Origin of the sequence: Novosphingobium resinovorum (assembly GCF_036352595.1) — a bacterium.
Lineage (GTDB): Bacteria > Pseudomonadota > Alphaproteobacteria > Sphingomonadales > Sphingomonadaceae > Novosphingobium > Novosphingobium resinovorum_B.
The window spans coordinates 20559-35756 of sequence record NZ_JAZFAX010000021.1; the positions used below are offsets into that span (position 1 = coordinate 20559).

Genomic DNA, 15198 nt, shown 5'->3' on the forward strand with positions numbered 1-15198 from the left:
GCGCCCCACCCTATTGCACCAGCGCGCCGCCGTCCACGGGTAGCCCTGCGCCGGTGATGTACGACGAATCGTCGCTTGCAAGGTACAGGACGGCATTCACCACTTCGAACACCTGCGCCAGCCGTCCGGCCGGCACACGCGAGATACGTTTGTCGAACGCGCTCGGCTGGGCATAGGCAGATCGGGCAAGTTTGCTGTCGACAGGCCCCGGGTGCACCGAATTGCACCGCACACCCTCCGCCGCATGCTGCGCTGCCGTGATGTGGGTGAGCATCGTCAATGCCGCCTTGCTGCAGGCATAAGCGGGATCCATGATCTGCGACTGGCCCAGCCCGGCCACCGATGACACGTTGACGATCGTGCCGCCGCCGTTCGCCCGAAAGACCGGCAGGACAGCGCGCGTGCCCAGGAACGGGCCCTTGGCATTGATCGCCATGCTGCGGTCCCAATCCTGCGGGGTGCGGTCCTCGATCCTTACGAGCCCTGATGCGATCGCGGCATTGTTGACCAGAATGTCGATGCCGCCGCAATTCTTCGACAAGCTCCGCACCAGATCGTCCCAGCCTTGAGGATCCGTCACGTCGAGCCGGTACGCCGTGGCCCTGCCCCCGACCTCGACAATCGCCGCCGCCGTCGCTGCGGCGCCTTTTTCGTCAATATCGGCAATGGCGACGATGCTGCCTTCCGCCGCGAACTGCCGCGCGATAGCCGCGCCCAGTCCATTGGCCGCCCCGGTGACAATGACACGTTTGTCCGAAAAGCGCACGACCTGTCCTTTTGTGAACTCGACCGCCCGGTCGGGTGCATGTAGCTTTGGGGCCAAACTTATTGACGCGCAAGACAATAACGGACCAGAAGGAGAGTATCGATGGGCCTAAACGGGCGTACAGCTTTGGTGACCGGCGCCAGCTCGGGCCTTGGCCGCCACTTTGCGAAAATCCTGGCCGAGCGCGGAGCGACCGTCTTTGCGGCAGGTCGCCGGGCATCCGCATTGGAATCTCTGGTGGAAGAAACAGCGGGGCTGGCAGGTACCTGCCGCAGCGTTGTGATGGACGTGACCGACCCCGTCTCCGTAAGCCAGGGCTTCGCGCAGATGGCCGAGGCCGGAGGTTCTACGCTCTCGATCGTGGTCAACAATGCCGGGGTCGCGCAGACGCGCGCGGCCATCGATGTGCAGCCCGAGGAATGGCAATCCGTGCTGGCTCCCAACCTGACCGGCGCTTTCCTCGTCGCACAGGAGGCCGCACGCGCGATGACGAGCGGCGGCTCGATTGTCAACGTCGCCTCTATCCTGGGCCAACGCGTATCCAAGGGCCTTGCTGCTTACGCTGCAAGCAAGGCAGGCCTGATCCAGCTTACCAAGGCGCTCGCGCTCGAATGGGCTCCGCTCGGAATCCGCGTGAATGCACTGGCACCGGGCTACATCGAAACCGACCTCAATCGCGAGTTCTTTCAGTCGGAAGCGGGCAAGCGCCTTATCGCGCGTATCCCGCAGCGCCGGCTGGGTCGCATGGATGACCTGGACGGCCCCTTGCTAATGCTGTGTTCGGACCAGTCAGCCTACATAACCGGCGCGGTGATCGCGATCGACGGAGGCCACCTGGTCAGCGGGCTCTAGCGCCGATCGCGGGGCGCCTTCAGCGGGACTGTTTTCGCTCAGGCATCCATCGCTCCGGCCCCGATAACCCAGGCGGACAATCCGCCGGTCGGGACCGCGCAGATCACCGCTTCGGCCACCGCCTTCTCGCTGGCACCGGCCTTGCGCGCCCCGTTCATATGCACGGAAGCCCAGGAGCTGTAATCAGCGGCCAGCACGGTCACCAGCAGCAGTTCGGCATTCATCGAGCCCAGCACCGTTCCCGACAGCGTGCCTTCACGCATCAGATAATACGCATCGGCAGCCGTCGGCTCCAGCTCGAGCAGCTTGCCGAGTGAGGGAGGCATCTCTCCGAAGTACTGCAGGAAATTGGCCTCGGCCGCGCCCGGCTCGACGACCATATCCTCATCATGGGCCTGCGGATCGATCGCCTCGGGAAAGACCTGCTCGAAAAAGCCGTGAAACCGCAGGGCTGCGCCTTCTCCTCGCACACTGGACAGGATCGTCACCGCTGCCGCCGCCTCTTCGACGGTCAGCCCTGCGGCGCGCGCGGCTGCCAGTTCGCGCAGCGCCATTTCCCGGTAACCCTTGACCGTCGCCGCGCAGGCCACGAACAAGCGCTTCATCCGAGCCGGGACTGCGCCGTCGGTATCGACGACCGCGCGGAAGCGGCGGTAGCCTGCAACTGTCTTGGGGGCGTTGCTGCGTAGTAACCCAAGCGAAACGAGTTCATTGCGGGGTTCGGCGGAGGTGGTCGGGTCGAGCACAATCTCTCCTGTATTTTCTAGACCGTCCGGTCGGTTTGGCAAATGGCTATACAGCCCTTTGCTGTCGGTCAATGCCTTCAACGGAATTGACGCCCGACCGGACGGTCGGCTAACGTGCCTTCACCGTTCGAGTCCCCACAAGATGGCTCCGGACGAAAAGAGAGGCACTGCAATGAAAGACTTCTCCGGAAGGACGGCCGTCATCACCGGCGCCGGCAGCGGCATCGGCGCAGCCCTGGCGCGGCGAGCAGCTAGCGAGGGAATGAACCTCGTGCTGGCGGACATCAATCTGTCCGATCTGCAGGATGTGGCCACGACGCTGCCCGGTCATCCCGCCGTTCTCCAGCGCACCGACGTGGCGGATCCCGGGGCTGTCCAGGCGCTCGCTGACCTCGCCTGGGACCACTTCGGTTCCGTGGACCTGCTGTGCAACAATGCCGGTGTCGTTCCGGGCGGCCGGCACCGAATGGTCTGGGATTATGCGCCGGAAGACTGGCGCTGGGCTTTCGGAGTCAACGTGGATGGCGTGGTCAACGGCATCCGCAGCTTCGTGCCGCGCATGATCGCGCAGAAACGGTCCGGTCATGTGCTCAACACCGCATCGGTGGCAGGCTTCGTCAGCGGAGCGGGCTCGGCTGTCTACGGTGCATCCAAGCATGCGGTGGTGCGGGTGACCGAAGCGCTTTACGCGGGCCTGCGCGACGTGGGTGCGCCGATCGGCGTAACCATGCTGTGCCCCGGCCTGGTCGCCACGCGCATCTACGATGCCGAGCGTTCACGCCCGGATGCCCTGCGCGCCGTATCGGGACCCGCAGAGGAATCGCAGGAACTTCAGGCAATCGCGGACAATCTTTACCGAAGTGCCCCCTCTCCCGAAACTGTTGCCGATCTCGCGTTCGACGGTATTCGCGAGGACCGGCTTTACGTGTTCACGTCGGAGAGCTTCGACGAGCCGATCGCGGCCCGCACGAAGTCCATCCTGGCGAGGACAAACCCCGAATTCGCCAGTCTGCTGGCCCTCAGTAAAGGCGATTCGGACATGCAGGACCAACCGGCATGACCGTGTTGGCGGGGCGCATCGCGCTGGTCACCGGCGCAGCATCCGGCATCGGCCTGGCAACCGCGATGCGCTTTGCACAGGAAGGCGCGACCGTCCTGCTGGCCGACCGCAATGCGGCAGGGCTGAACGATGCGCTCGCCCGCATTGCGCCCGGAGAACACGAGGCGGCCGTGCTCGATGTTACCGACGAAGCCGCATGGACCGCACTCGCAGCGAAGATCATGGAGCGGTTCGGCCGGCTCGACATCCTTTTCAATAATGCGGGCTTCGGAAAGTTCGCATCGATCGCCGACACTTCGCTGGACCAATGGCGTACGGTGCTCGCGGTCAATCTCGACAGCGTCTTCCTTGGTACTAAATCCATGCTGCCCCTGCTGGCCGGGTCACGCGCAGGTTCGATCATCAACATGTCGTCGATCAGGGGCATTGCCGCCGCGCCGAATGCCGGATCCTACTGCGCGGCCAAGGGCGGCGTTCGGATGTTCACGAAGGCCACCGCACTCGAATGCGCGGCGCTGGGCAACAAGGTGCGCGCCAACTCGATCCACCCCGGCCATATTGACACTCCGCTGACCGCCGGAGCCCATGCCGACCCGCAAGTCGCTCGCCAACTGCTGGCCGACGTGCCGATCGGCCGCATCGGCCACCCGAACGAGATCGCGGATGCCGTCGTGTTCTTGGCGAGCGACGCCTCGCGCTACATGACGGGCTCCGAACTGATCGTCGACGGCGGCTCGACCGCACAATGACCACGCGGTCGCCAAAATACAGGAACCCAGGATGAGTTTGACCACTACCGACCGAGCCATGGCCATAGCCGCCGACGTGGAAGCATTCGTGCGTGGCGTCGTCGTCCCATATGAGCGGGATGACCGCCTCGGCGGGCACGGGCCTTCCGACGATCTCGTGACCGAACTGCGCGACAAGGCCCGCAGCGCAGGCGTCTTGACGCCGCACATACTACCGGACGGTTCGCACCTCACCCAACGCGAAACGGCCGCCGTGCTGCGCCGAAGCGGGCTGTCGCCGCTTGGTCCGCTGGCCTGCAACACCGCCGCGCCGGACGAAGGCAACATGTACTTGCTGGGCAAGGTCGCCACGGCAGAGCAGAAAGCCCGCTTCCTCGCACCGCTCGTAACAGGCGGGGCGCGCTCGGCTTTCTTCATGACGGAACCGGCCGAGGAAGGCGGCGCCGGCTCCGACCCGTCGATGATGCGCACGACCTGCCGACGGGATGGGGAGGAGTGGATCATCTCCGGCCGAAAGCGCTTCATCACCGGAGCGGAAGGAGCGAAGGTCGGCATCGTCATGGCCAAATCCGATGATGGCGCCTGCATGTTCCTCGTCGACTTGCCGGACCCGGCGATCCGCACGACGCGGGTGCTCGACACTATCGACAGTTCCATGCCTGGCGGCCACGCGGAAATCGACATCGTCGACCTGCGAGTGCCGACATCACAGATGCTCGGGGCATCTGGCGAAGGGTTCAAGTACGCCCAGATCCGGCTCTCGCCCGCGCGCCTGTCGCACTGCATGCGCTGGCTCGGTCTCGCCACGCGCGCAAACGAGATCGCCGCCGACTACGCCTGCCGCCGCACCGCCTTCGGCAAGCCGCTGGTCGACCACGAAGGCGTCGGCTTCATGCTGGCCGACAATCTGATCGACCTGAAACAGTGCGAACTGACTATCGACTGGTGCGCGGGAGTGCTTGATTCCGGGTCACTGGGCACGAGCGAGAGTTCGATGGCCAAGGTCGCCGTATCCGACGCCTTGTTCCGCGTCGCCGACCGCTGTGTGCAGATCATGGGCGGGACCGGCGTCTCGGGCGACACCATCGTGGAACAGGCGTTCCGCGAAATCCGCGCCTTCCGCATCTACGACGGGCCGACCGAAGTCCACAAATGGTCGCTGGCCAAGAAGATCAAGCGCGACTGGAAAGCGGCGAACGCATGAGCACCGCTATCAGGGACGCCAACAGCGGAACCACCAACGTTCGCACCGGCTACGAGATCGACGCGCCTGCGCTCGATGCGTGGATGCGCGGGAACGTGGAAGGGTATGCCGGCCCGCTCGTGATCGAGCAATTCAAGGGCGGGCAGTCGAACCCGACCTACAAGCTGGTGACACCTGGCAATTCATACGTGCTGCGCCGCAAGCCCCCCGGGCCGTTGCTTAAAGGCGCTCACGCGGTGGAGCGCGAGGCCAAGGTGCTTACCGCGCTCGGCGGCCAGGGCTTCCCGGTCGCGCGAGTCTACGCCCTGTGCACCGACGATGCGGTGATCGGTTCGTGGTTCTACGTCATGGCGATGGTAGAAGGGAGAATCTTCTGGGACGCGACTTTCCCGGAGGTGTCCCGATCCGAGCGCGCCGCCTACTTCGACGTCATGAACGCGGCCATCGCCCAGTTGCACGAGATCGACCCTTGCGCAGCCGGCCTCGGCGATTACGGCCGTCCGGGGAACTACTTCGAACGCCAGATCACGCGCTGGTCGCGGCAGTATTTCGACGATGCCGATGCTGGCCGCGACCCAAACATGGACCGACTGGCGGAATGGCTGCCCCTGCATATTCCACCCGGGGACAAGACCAGCGTGGTGCACGGCGACTTCCGCTGCGACAACATGATCTTTCACCCGACCGAGCCTCGCATCCTCGCCGTGCTCGACTGGGAATTGTCCACGCTGGGCCATCCCGGCGCGGACTTCGCCTATCACGCGATGATGTATCGCATGCCGCCCCACATCGTGGCAGGCCTCGGCGGTGCGGACATAGCCGAATTGGGCATCCCGGACGAAGCAGCCTACCTGGAAACCTATTGCCGCCGCCGGGGAATGCCCGAAATGCCGGGATACGACTTCTACGTGGCGTTCAACTTCTTCCGGTTGGCCGCGATCTTCCACGGTATCAAGGGCCGGGTGATCCGGGGCAACGCCGCCTCGGCCCAGGCGCGCGAGCGGGTCGCGGTCCTCCCCGAACTGATGGCCCTGGCCTGGCGGCAAACCGAACAGGTCCGGGGATGACCATCGACGATCCCGTCACCTTCGCGGTCGAGAACGGCATTGGCACGCTCACGCTGGCAAGCTCCGCGACCCGCAACGGCATTTCGCCGGCAATCGCCCGCTCGCTCCGTGAAAAAGCGAGCCTGTGCGCCGCCTCGGACGAAGTGCGATGCGTGGTACTGACCGGCAGCGGTCCCTTTTTCTCGGTCGGCGGAGACATCGCTTTGTTCGCCAGCGTGGGCACGGACGCGCAGGCGCAGGTATTGCAACTGGCGAGCGTCTTCCATGAAGCGGTCCACAAGCTCGCGACCATGCCCAAGCCGCTCGTCACCGCGATCAACGGCCCGGCGGCGGGAGCGGGCTTCAGTCTCGCAATTCTGGGCGACATCACCATAGCCGCGGTATCGGCGCACTTCACCGCCGCATACAGTGCCGTAGGCCTGACGCCGGATGGTGGAATGTCCTGGACGCTGCCACGGCTGATCGGCCTGCGGCGCGCGCAGGATCTGATCCTGACAAACCGCCGGGTCACTGCGCAAGAGGCCGTGGAGATCGGCCTGGTGACGCAAGTGGTCCCCGATGGAGACCTGGCGGCCGCCGCGATACGTTATGCCGAACGCCTCGCCGCCGGACCGACCGGAGCGCTGGCGCAATGCCGGGCCCTGTTGTTCGCGGGCCATAATGCGACGCTGGCCGAACAACTGGACGCCGAGGCGAAGTCGATAGCCGACGCCTGCGCGGGGCCCGAGGGCCGCGAGGGCGTAGCCGCCTTCATCGAGAAGCGCGCGGCGGATTTCACGGGGCAGCGGGCGGCGGCGGGGGCCACCATCAACAACCATACCGGATGACCTGAATGACGAATACCACTTCCAACATTTGGAGCATCTCTCAGCGATCCGCACTGTTATGTGCCTGCGCCGCTGTATTATGCGGCTTGCCCGCATTTGCGCAGGAAGATCAAGGCCAATCCGCCGGCGATCCGCCGGTCGAAAAACCGGCGACGACGTCGGCGCTTCCGGACGACGATAGCCCCCCGGCTCCCGCAGTTGCACCTGACGCCGATCGCTTCAAGCGCTTCGACGACCTCAGCCTCAAAGGTTGGGCGATTTCCTATCCGAAGGTGGCTGACACCATCCTGGCCGATCACGGCGGCGTACGCGATGCGTTGGCCGACGTCGGAATTGGCATCTCGCCGATCAATACGGCCAACTTCCAGTACGACTTCCTGCAGAACGACCGCGGCTATGACGGGCCGCAGCTCTATAACGGCCAGGACGTCACGCGCACCAACACCACGATCAGCTTTACCGCGACGTATGATCTGGGCCAGATCGGAATCAAGGGCGGCCAGATCGCGACGACGCTGGCCATCGTCGACAACAGCTTTCCGGAGGTCAATGGGCCCAAGAAAATCCGCATCGGCCGGCTCCACTACTATCAGTCGCTGTTCGACGGAAAAGTGGATTTCAAGCTGGGCTATATCGACAACACGCAGGAGTTTCTCGGTATCAACGTCGGCGGCAATCTCGCCACGGGCAACCTTGGCCCGCAAGCGACGATCCCGTTCCAGTTGGGGCTGAGCTATGGCGGCTTTGCCGCCCCGGGCTTCAACACCCGCGTCAAGTTCGGAGAGCATTTCTACAACAAGATCGGCTTCCAGCGCAGCCTGCCGCCCGGAGGCGCCACTGCCGAAAACCGCGTCAATTCCGGCGGGTTCCGGTTCCGGCCTCCCGGCACCGGCCTGCTCGTTATCGACGAGGTCGGCTTCAACCGTCCGGCCGCACCCGGACAGAAGTCGATGTGGGTGCGGGGCGGCGGCATATACAACACCACCAAGTACCCGGTGTTCGGCGGCGGCCAAGCAGAGAACTGGGCCGCCTTCCTTGCGGTCGACCGCCAGTTGACTCAGCCCGATTCAGAAAAGCCATTCCGAGGAATCTATGCCGGCGCCACGGTAAACTATGCTCCCCCGCGCCAGAACCTTTACACCCAATACTACGAGGCGCGGCTCTATGCCGTCGGGATGCTCAAGGGACGCCCCTTCGACCTCGCTTCGCTGGTCACAACCTACAACAAATACAGCCCCGCTGGCCTGCGCGCACGCACGGCGCCCGACCAGAGGAACTACGCCGGCACCTTGGCGCTGATCGCGAGCTATGCCTACCGCGTGAGGGCCGGCATCTATCTGCAGCCGGGTTTGGGCGTGACAATGCACCCGATCTACAGTTCACGCTTCGGTACGGCGCTCAACGGCTACCTGAGCTTAGTGACTCTGTTCTGATGAGCGGAATAGACGCAACATCACGCGGCCCCGCCCTTGAGCCGAAACCTTTTCCGGTACGTTGCCGAAATGTCATTCATGCGCCCCACTGATCTGCCATTCCCGCGAAACCCAGCCTACGGTTCTGGTAGCTGCCGCCGGCTTATTCGAATTACCGGTCACCCAGGCGCCGTAGATGCCCACCTTTCCGACAACTTCCATGAGTTTCGTTGCCGGATCGAGCACGACGGAGGCACCGTCGTAAAGGTTGAAGGGGCGGCAATCCGGATTCCAACCACCGGCTGCCCTCAGGCCGTGACGATATTACGTGAGCTCGAGGGCCGGCCGATCGATGTCGACGGGCAGACGCTTTACAGCGGCAGGCAGGCGTTTCGCCACTGTACGCATCTTTACGACCTTGCGGTCATCGCGATCCGCCATGCCACCCTGCCCCAGCGCAGCGTCGTCTACGACGCCATTGTACCGGACGAGACTGACGGACCGGTATCTATCTCAATACGCCACGATGATCGTGTGGTTCATCGTTGGCTGGTGCGGGAAGGAATCATCCTGGAACCTTACGCGCTTCTTGGGCGCACGCTCGATAAAGGTTTTGCAGCGTGGGCAAGAGATGCGTTCTGCCAGGGCGATGACCTGGAGACTGCTATGGTACTTGCGCGAACATGGCTGATCGCAATCGGTCGGCGCTACCTTAAGGAAGGCTCTGCAGGCCGCCTGATCACCGGAAATGATGCGCTGCATGGCCGATGCTTTGCCTACCGACTGCCGGAAACCGCAAAGGCAACCTATACGGCCGGGCTTTCGCGTTCGTCGTCCGACCTTGAAATCTAAAGTGTCATAGCGGACAGACCCGCTAGTTTGCGCGACCCGAATGGCGGGTTTCAGCAAAGAGCCGTCGCTCACATCAACGACGCTGAACGCCTTGAGTTGGTCGCAACCCGACGGTTTAAGACGATGTCGTTGATGATACATGCATGATCGAGAGCTTCGCCCGAATCACTGCGTTTCCCTGTCCGTGGCAATCCAACTACATCCAAAGATTCCCGGGCATTGCTTGGGGGCCACGATGGGGAGACTATAAGGTAACCGACTGTTTTTGTGAATTAAAATTCTGAGAGTTAAATTCCCGCTACCTCCAGAATCGATGCGACGGGGTGCAAGTTGCGCCAAGAACCGCGATAGTGCCGTGCCTGCCACGGGATATGGCGGCATCCTGTTTCGACACTGCTGGCAGAACGTTCGCATCGGGGATATCATCGCACCCAGGGAGCCGGGTGATGATGCGTTATTCCGAAAAGCCGTTTCTCCAGTACCTCGATTACTTCGTGCTACGCGCGATAGGCGAACTGACGCCGCAGCAGGAGCGCAGCATCGCGCAGATGGCGCCGACACTGTCGCAAGCCTACGACGACCGCCCCTGGTTCGAGATCGTCGCGGCGCAGATGAACTTCGGCGAGGATTATCCTGCGCAGATCGCCCTGGTCTGGCAGACCAGCCGGGAGTCGGCGATCGCGCAGGGCATCGACATCGATCCCACCGATTTCACACGTTTGTTCGTCGACGCGAACTTTCCGAGCTGATTGGGCCCCGGTCCCGGTCAGTCCTGCGTCTTGTCGTGCTGGTCGCCCGCAGCCAGCGTCCTGAGGGCCGAGACGATCGAGTCCGTCGCGATCGCCACCGGACTGCGAGCGCCCAGATGCATGAGCGCGAGCCATGAAGCGACGGCCTTGCCACCTTTTTCGGTCAGGCGCAGGCGCCGTCCGGTGGTGGCCGCGTTCGGAACTGTCTTGTCGCAATCGACGAAGCCGCCTTTCAGCAGCGCGGTCACTTGCGCGACGGCCTTGCCGGACGGGCATGGCGCCGCCGAGCAGGCCTGCGAAACCGTCATCGCCTGCCCCCTCGACCGGTCGGCGCGGTAGAGGCCCAGCAGGATGAGCCAGCCGGTCTCGTCGATCTCCGGTGCTACCCGGCGGCGCGCGGTGACGCCGTCGAGGTAGGCCTGGACGTTGTCGATCTCGCATTCGATTTCCGCATGGTCACCGAGGATGCGGCCGAGTTCGTCACCCAGCCTGTCGATGTTCAGCATCGGCCGCCTCCCGCGATGCGTGGCGCAAGTCGAGGATCGGCCCCGCGCACAGCACGACCAGTTGCGGAATGCTCCAGAACGCCGAGATCGCCTTGAACAGGCGCGGCGAATTGGGAACGATCTGCCAGGCCAGGAATGCGATGACGCTGAGCGCGTGGAACGCGCATATCCACAAGGGCCAGTAGCGATCCGTCCGCAGGGCGACCTGGGTGAGGCCGCAGAGCAGCGCCAGATCGACCAGGAAAGTGGCGTTCGCCAGGCTTACGTGGTGCTTGAGAACCGTGGTGCCCAGGTATGTCGCCAAGGCGGCGGCAACGAACATCACGCATATCCTGCGTCCTTCCCACCCGCCCCATATCAGCGCCGGAACGCAGGTGACGAGCATCAAGAAGCCAAAGGCAAGGTTCAGGAGCATGGCCTTGATTTCAATCTGTCAGGATCATCGTCAAGGCCATGGCCCTTTCGCCCAGGCGGAATGGGTCAGGCGACGACCGGCCTTGCGGCGGTTTCGGGCGTCTTCAGCAGCCCGCTGGGCGCATCGTCGCCGAAGCAGCCCCAGTCGGTCTCGCGGTGCTGGGATTCGCCTTTGATGAAGGCCAGCTTGCGATGCATCTGCACCATGTCCTTGCGGCCTTCCACCAGCTTGGCGAAGCCCGCCGCGGCCGAATCGAGCGCGCCCTGAAGGTGTGCCGGCGGCACCGAGGAGGCGGCGTTGGTTTCCATGATCGTAGCGGCAAGGCGCGCCGCATCGAACAGCGCCGTATCGACGCTCTTGAACATGCCCGAAATTTCCGTGGCGACTGCCCGTCCGCCCGCTTCCGAAAGACGCATAAGTTTCTCCGCTGCGTGAATCACGCTCAGGTTGGCTTCAAGAGGAATTACCTGCCCAGCAGGTTGAGAATGCCCACCATGACGGTGACGATGGCGCCCAGGCCGGCCACGGAGACGAGGGCGATCTGCCCCATCGCCACCAGCCTTTGTGCGTGCGTCATGTCATGACGGGTACCCCCGACCGGAGGAAGCCTCAGCAGCGATGTGCGTCGTGGGGCCCGCTCCGGTCGATCGGTACTTGCATCGGAAAGAGCGGGGCTGTCGAGCGGTTGCGACGTACTAGGTAGTCGCTCCCTAGTCTTTGAGGAATCGAGGAAAATTCGCGCGGCATCGGCGCGGCTGGTAACCCCGAGCCTGACCATCAGGTCGGCGACGTGATTGTCGATGGTCTTGTAGGACAGGCCCAGCCGGGCACCGATCTCCTTGGACGACAGATGGCGCGCGACGAGCGAGAGCACCTCGTACTGCCGGGCAGACAGCTTTTGCCGAAGCTCCGCTTCAGACCATTCCTGCATTGCGCCGCCCTCGTATCCCTCTTGCCGATCCGGATGCCCTGACGGCTGAAAGACATCCTAGCACTGTTTGCAATGGGTAACGTGGGTTGTTTTGATGCGGTGCCCGCTTGCCGTTCGGGCAAGCGGGCCGATGCCGCTAGGAAAATGGCCCGATGGGGGCCAGACAGCCTCTCAGAAGATGCGCCGCAGCGATACCATGATGGTGCGGCCCATCGGGTCGAGGTAGTCGCCCTGATAGGCATAAGGCGTCGCGCCGGTTTCGTCGGTGACTTTCTGGCGCTGGTTGAACAGGTTCTCGACCGAGAGGCTGACGCGGGTGCCGCGCGCCCATTCGACGCCGCGCAGGCGGTTCTGGAGATTGGCGAACACGCGCAGGTCGAGCGTCGCCAGCGAGCCGAAGTGCAGGTCGCCGGAACTGGCTCCGGTCACCCGCGAGGCGCTTTGCCAGTTGCCTTCCAGCCGGACGCCCAGCCCGTTGTCGATCACGCCCAGGCTGCCCTGGACCTTGTGCCGGGGCGTGGCGCTGCCGGTGATCGTGCCGCCGTCGAGGAGGTCGATCGTGGCACTGTCCTGCGTGAGCTGCACGTCCTGGCGAAGGATCCAGGTGTGGTAGACCGAGGCGAGCAGGCGCATGCCGTTGTCGCTGCCGCCACCGAAGCCGCGTCCACCGGAGCCGCGGGGGCCGCCGGGGCCGCCCGGTCCGCCGGGACCGCCACCCGGAGGCGGCATCCCGTCCGGCGGTCCCATGCCGTCAGGCGGACCCATGCCATCGGGCGGACCCATGCCGTCACGGGGCGGGCCGAAGCCGGGGCCGCCGGTGTCGTGCTCGCGATCGCCGGTGACGGTGATCTCGTCGCCGTTCGCGTCCGGTGCCGGGGCATGCTCCTCGGCGGAATCCTGGCGGTTGTCCTGTCGGTTGTCCGAACCCTGCCGGTTTTCGCCTGTCCGTGCGCCTTCCGCGCCGCGCTGCCATTGTCCGCGCGTGAAGCCGCCGGCCGGCATTGGCGGGCGGGGCGGACGGGTCGGCTTGCGCAGCTGCGCCGAGAGGTTGAAGCCCCAGCGGACCTGCTCGCTGCGCTGGCGGTAGACGTTGACCGGCCGGGCATCGACCGACAGCAGGTTGCCGTCCTCGTCGCGCACGAAGCGCTGGGGGTAGGCATCCTCGACCGCCTCGGTGACGCCGCCGAGCGACATGATGGCGTTGCGCGTGCGGCTGTTGACGTACGTGGCGCTGAAATTGAGCTTGGGCGCGCTGAGCAGCTGGGCGGTCAGCCCCAGCTTGAAGCTGCGGCGATCATCGGCCTTGAGGTTCGGGTTGCCGCCGGTGATCGCGGTCACCAGCACGGTCTGGCCGGTGACGTAGTCGTAGACGCGCTGGTTGCTGGTGGTCACCGTGGGATCGCCCAGGTTCGCGACCGTCGGCGCGCTGCGGTCCTGGTTCATCGCCGCGATCACGGTGACGCCGTCGCGCGGGCGCCAGTTGAGCCCGTAGCCGAAAGTGGCGAGGCTGCCGTAGTCCGACACTTGCGTCACCCCGGCGTTAAGGTTGACGCTGAGATTGCCGATCGCGCCCAGAACGCCCTTGCTGCGGCTGGTCAGCGGGATATCGACGCTGAGCCGCGCGCTGCCGTTGGTACGATCGGCATCGCCGCTGCTCGCGGTGCCGTCGCGCACGCTGGTGGAGGATTGCGCGGTGTAGTCTCCTCCCAGCTTCAGGCTGACGGCAAGGTCGCCGGCGGGCAGTGGCAATACCTTGCCCGAGACCAGCAGGCTGGCGCTGCCGGTGTCGGAACTCGACTTGGCGCGGTTGACGATCATGTCGCCCAGCAGCGAGGGCGAGAGGGGGCCGTAGGGATCGACCCCGGCGGTCCCGGCATCGAGAGCGTCCTGCAGCGCCGTCACGTCATAGCCGTTGTCGGCGCGGGTCTCGCTTTCCGAATGGGCGTAGCTGCCGATGACCGAGAGCTTCCAGCGGGTCGAGAGATCGACGTTGACGGTGCCGCCGGCCGATACGCCGCCGGTATTCACCGCCTTGCGCAGGGGATCGGTGGACAAGTAGCGGGTGAGGGTGCTCTCGGTGCCGTCGGAATAGGGATTGTCGGCAGGGACGGTGAGCGCATCGGTCGCCAGCCCGTCGAGCGAGCGGCTGGTGGTGTAGGTGCCCTTGACGTTGAACGAGGCGGTGGCGCTGGAACTCAGCTGGTGGGCCAGGCTGGCGGCCAGGGCATAGCTGCGCGTCGATGCCTGGACGGTGCGGTAGTCGCTTTCGCCCGGGATCGCATCGACCGGCGTGACGGTGCTGTCGGGATCGGCGTCGATGTCGCGGTCGCTTTCGCGGATTGCCGCCTGGCTGGTCGCCTTGCCGGTGATGTTGACGCGGTCGTTGTCGTGGATGCGGGTGTAGGTGAGCGCCCCGGTGCCTTGGCCGCCGCCGCCCTCGCCCGACATGCCGCCGCCCAGGTTCACCACCTTGGACTGGAAGCGGCGCTTCAGGATGATGTTGACCACTTTCGACTGCGCATCGTAGCCGTACTTGATCGCGACTTCCTCGGGCAGGATGTCCACGCGCAGCACGGACTCTACCGGCAGGTCGCCGACTTCGTTGACGCCCGACACGCGCTTGCCGTTGACCAGAACCACCGGGCCGCTGGAACTGTCGCGGCCGGCGATGCTGGCGGTCTGGTCCGCCAGTTCGTCGAGCAGGTCGGCGATCGAATCGACGCCGTAGGAGGCGATCTCGGCCTGTCCCAGCTTATTCTCGGGCGGAATGTCGCCGATCACCGCGCCCGGCAGCGCTTGCCCGGTGACGATGATCTCGTCCATGTCGCCGGAATTGCTCGAGGTTTGTTGGGCCGTCTGCTGCGTCGTCTGCTCCTGGGCCTGCGCGACGGTGGGCGCGGCGAAGGCGGCGGAGGTCAGCAGCGCGGTGAACGCGCGGCGCCGGAAGGGCGTGTGACGGAAGCGAGTGTGATGGGCTGGCGACATGCCATCCGGCTACAGCCGAGGGGCACGCGCGCACTATCCGCAAATAGTGAGAAATTGTAACGAGCAGTCGCAGTGGG

General features: G+C 64.7%; 16 protein-coding genes. 9 read left to right on the forward strand and 7 right to left on the reverse strand.

Annotated elements, in window-relative coordinates; translation table 11 throughout:
• Positions 1-10: 10 nt before the first annotated feature.
• The gene (locus V2S85_RS18175; RefSeq protein ID WP_330704253.1) at positions 11-766 is read right to left on the reverse strand and encodes a glucose 1-dehydrogenase; all 756 of its coding nucleotides are present in this window, start codon (positions 764-766) and stop codon (positions 11-13) included.
• 102 nt (positions 767-868) lie between these two features.
• Here V2S85_RS18175 and V2S85_RS18180 point away from each other — a divergent pair, with 102 nt between their 5' ends.
• Complete coding sequence (locus V2S85_RS18180; protein ID WP_330704254.1) at positions 869-1618, forward strand: SDR family NAD(P)-dependent oxidoreductase; 750 nt, start codon at positions 869-871, stop codon at positions 1616-1618.
• Between the two features lie 38 nt (positions 1619-1656).
• On the opposite strand, the gene V2S85_RS18185 is transcribed toward V2S85_RS18180, so the two are convergent.
• Positions 1657-2364: a carboxymuconolactone decarboxylase family protein gene (locus V2S85_RS18185; protein ID WP_330704255.1), complete on the reverse strand. Its 708-nt coding sequence runs from the start codon at positions 2362-2364 to the stop codon at positions 1657-1659.
• A 172-nt stretch (positions 2365-2536) separates the two neighbouring features.
• Between V2S85_RS18185 and V2S85_RS18190 the strand changes: the two genes are divergently transcribed.
• The 8 genes from V2S85_RS18190 (at position 2537) to V2S85_RS18225 (ending at position 10284) form a co-directional block, all read left to right on the forward strand.
• Entirely contained in the window at positions 2537-3424 is an 888-nt protein-coding gene (locus V2S85_RS18190) for an SDR family NAD(P)-dependent oxidoreductase (RefSeq protein ID WP_330704256.1), read from the forward strand.
• On the forward strand, positions 3421-4173 hold the full coding sequence (locus V2S85_RS18195) for an SDR family NAD(P)-dependent oxidoreductase (RefSeq protein WP_330704257.1): 753 nt from the start codon (positions 3421-3423) through the stop codon (positions 4171-4173). Before V2S85_RS18190 ends, V2S85_RS18195 begins: the two co-directional genes overlap by 4 nt.
• Positions 4174-4204: 31 nt before the next feature.
• Positions 4205-5377, forward strand: coding sequence for an acyl-CoA dehydrogenase family protein (locus tag V2S85_RS18200; protein ID WP_330704258.1), 1173 nt, complete (start codon positions 4205-4207; stop codon positions 5375-5377).
• Positions 5374-6444 (forward strand): phosphotransferase, encoded by a 1071-nt coding sequence (locus tag V2S85_RS18205; RefSeq protein WP_330704259.1) that lies wholly within the window; start codon positions 5374-5376, stop codon positions 6442-6444. The genes V2S85_RS18200 and V2S85_RS18205 overlap by 4 nt, the downstream gene beginning before the upstream one ends.
• Entirely contained in the window at positions 6441-7271 is an 831-nt protein-coding gene (locus V2S85_RS18210; protein ID WP_330704260.1) for an enoyl-CoA hydratase/isomerase family protein, read from the forward strand. The genes V2S85_RS18205 and V2S85_RS18210 overlap by 4 nt, the downstream gene beginning before the upstream one ends.
• Positions 7272-7276: 5 nt before the next feature.
• Positions 7277-8704, forward strand: a complete 1428-nt coding sequence (locus V2S85_RS18215) for a carbohydrate porin (protein ID WP_330704261.1) — start codon at positions 7277-7279, stop codon at positions 8702-8704.
• A gap of 78 nt (positions 8705-8782) precedes the next feature.
• Entirely contained in the window at positions 8783-9535 is a 753-nt protein-coding gene (locus V2S85_RS18220) for a hypothetical protein (RefSeq protein ID WP_330704262.1), read from the forward strand.
• Positions 9536-9981: 446 nt separating this feature from the next.
• Positions 9982-10284 carry a hypothetical protein gene (locus V2S85_RS18225; RefSeq protein WP_330704263.1) on the forward strand — a complete coding sequence of 101 codons (303 nt, stop codon included), beginning with the start codon at positions 9982-9984 and terminating at the stop codon, positions 10282-10284.
• A 17-nt stretch (positions 10285-10301) separates the two neighbouring features.
• Here the strand turns inward: V2S85_RS18225 and V2S85_RS18230 are convergent, their stop codons facing one another.
• From V2S85_RS18230 to V2S85_RS18250, 5 genes are all read right to left on the reverse strand, one after another.
• A complete protein-coding gene (locus V2S85_RS18230; protein WP_330704264.1) occupies positions 10302-10790 on the reverse strand; it encodes a hypothetical protein in 489 nt (162 codons plus the stop codon).
• Positions 10765-11112: a hypothetical protein gene (locus V2S85_RS18235; protein WP_330704265.1), complete on the reverse strand. Its 348-nt coding sequence runs from the start codon at positions 11110-11112 to the stop codon at positions 10765-10767. Before V2S85_RS18235 ends, V2S85_RS18230 begins: the two co-directional genes overlap by 26 nt.
• 158 nt (positions 11113-11270) lie before the next feature.
• The gene (locus V2S85_RS18240; RefSeq protein WP_330704266.1) at positions 11271-11621 is read right to left on the reverse strand and encodes a hypothetical protein; all 351 of its coding nucleotides are present in this window, start codon (positions 11619-11621) and stop codon (positions 11271-11273) included.
• 47 nt (positions 11622-11668) lie between these two features.
• The gene (locus tag V2S85_RS18245) at positions 11669-12136 is read right to left on the reverse strand and encodes a helix-turn-helix transcriptional regulator (protein ID WP_330704267.1); all 468 of its coding nucleotides are present in this window, start codon (positions 12134-12136) and stop codon (positions 11669-11671) included.
• 171 nt (positions 12137-12307) lie between these two features.
• On the reverse strand, positions 12308-15121 hold the full coding sequence (locus V2S85_RS18250) for a TonB-dependent receptor (protein ID WP_330704268.1): 2814 nt from the start codon (positions 15119-15121) through the stop codon (positions 12308-12310).
• Between the last annotated feature and the right edge of the window lie 77 nt (positions 15122-15198).

Coding starts and splice junctions, on each gene's coding strand:
- V2S85_RS18225 (WP_330704263.1), top strand. CDS start 9,982: ATGATGCGTTATTCCGAAAAGCCGTTTCTCCAGTACCTCGATTACTTC.
- V2S85_RS18235 (WP_330704265.1), bottom strand. CDS start 11,112: ATGTTCGTTGCCGCCGCCTTGGCGACATACCTGGGCACCACGGTTCTC.
- V2S85_RS18200 (WP_330704258.1), top strand. CDS start 4,205: ATGAGTTTGACCACTACCGACCGAGCCATGGCCATAGCCGCCGACGTG.
- V2S85_RS18240 (WP_330704266.1), bottom strand. CDS start 11,621: ATGCGTCTTTCGGAAGCGGGCGGACGGGCAGTCGCCACGGAAATTTCG.
- V2S85_RS18180 (WP_330704254.1), top strand. CDS start 869: ATGGGCCTAAACGGGCGTACAGCTTTGGTGACCGGCGCCAGCTCGGGC.
- V2S85_RS18190 (WP_330704256.1), top strand. CDS start 2,537: ATGAAAGACTTCTCCGGAAGGACGGCCGTCATCACCGGCGCCGGCAGC.
- V2S85_RS18245 (WP_330704267.1), bottom strand. CDS start 12,136: ATGCAGGAATGGTCTGAAGCGGAGCTTCGGCAAAAGCTGTCTGCCCGG.
- V2S85_RS18215 (WP_330704261.1), top strand. CDS start 7,277: ATGACGAATACCACTTCCAACATTTGGAGCATCTCTCAGCGATCCGCA.
- V2S85_RS18230 (WP_330704264.1), bottom strand. CDS start 10,790: ATGCTGAACATCGACAGGCTGGGTGACGAACTCGGCCGCATCCTCGGT.
- V2S85_RS18210 (WP_330704260.1), top strand. CDS start 6,441: ATGACCATCGACGATCCCGTCACCTTCGCGGTCGAGAACGGCATTGGC.
- V2S85_RS18250 (WP_330704268.1), bottom strand. CDS start 15,121: ATGTCGCCAGCCCATCACACTCGCTTCCGTCACACGCCCTTCCGGCGC.
- V2S85_RS18195 (WP_330704257.1), top strand. CDS start 3,421: ATGACCGTGTTGGCGGGGCGCATCGCGCTGGTCACCGGCGCAGCATCC.
- V2S85_RS18205 (WP_330704259.1), top strand. CDS start 5,374: ATGAGCACCGCTATCAGGGACGCCAACAGCGGAACCACCAACGTTCGC.
- V2S85_RS18220 (WP_330704262.1), top strand. CDS start 8,783: ATGCGCCCCACTGATCTGCCATTCCCGCGAAACCCAGCCTACGGTTCT.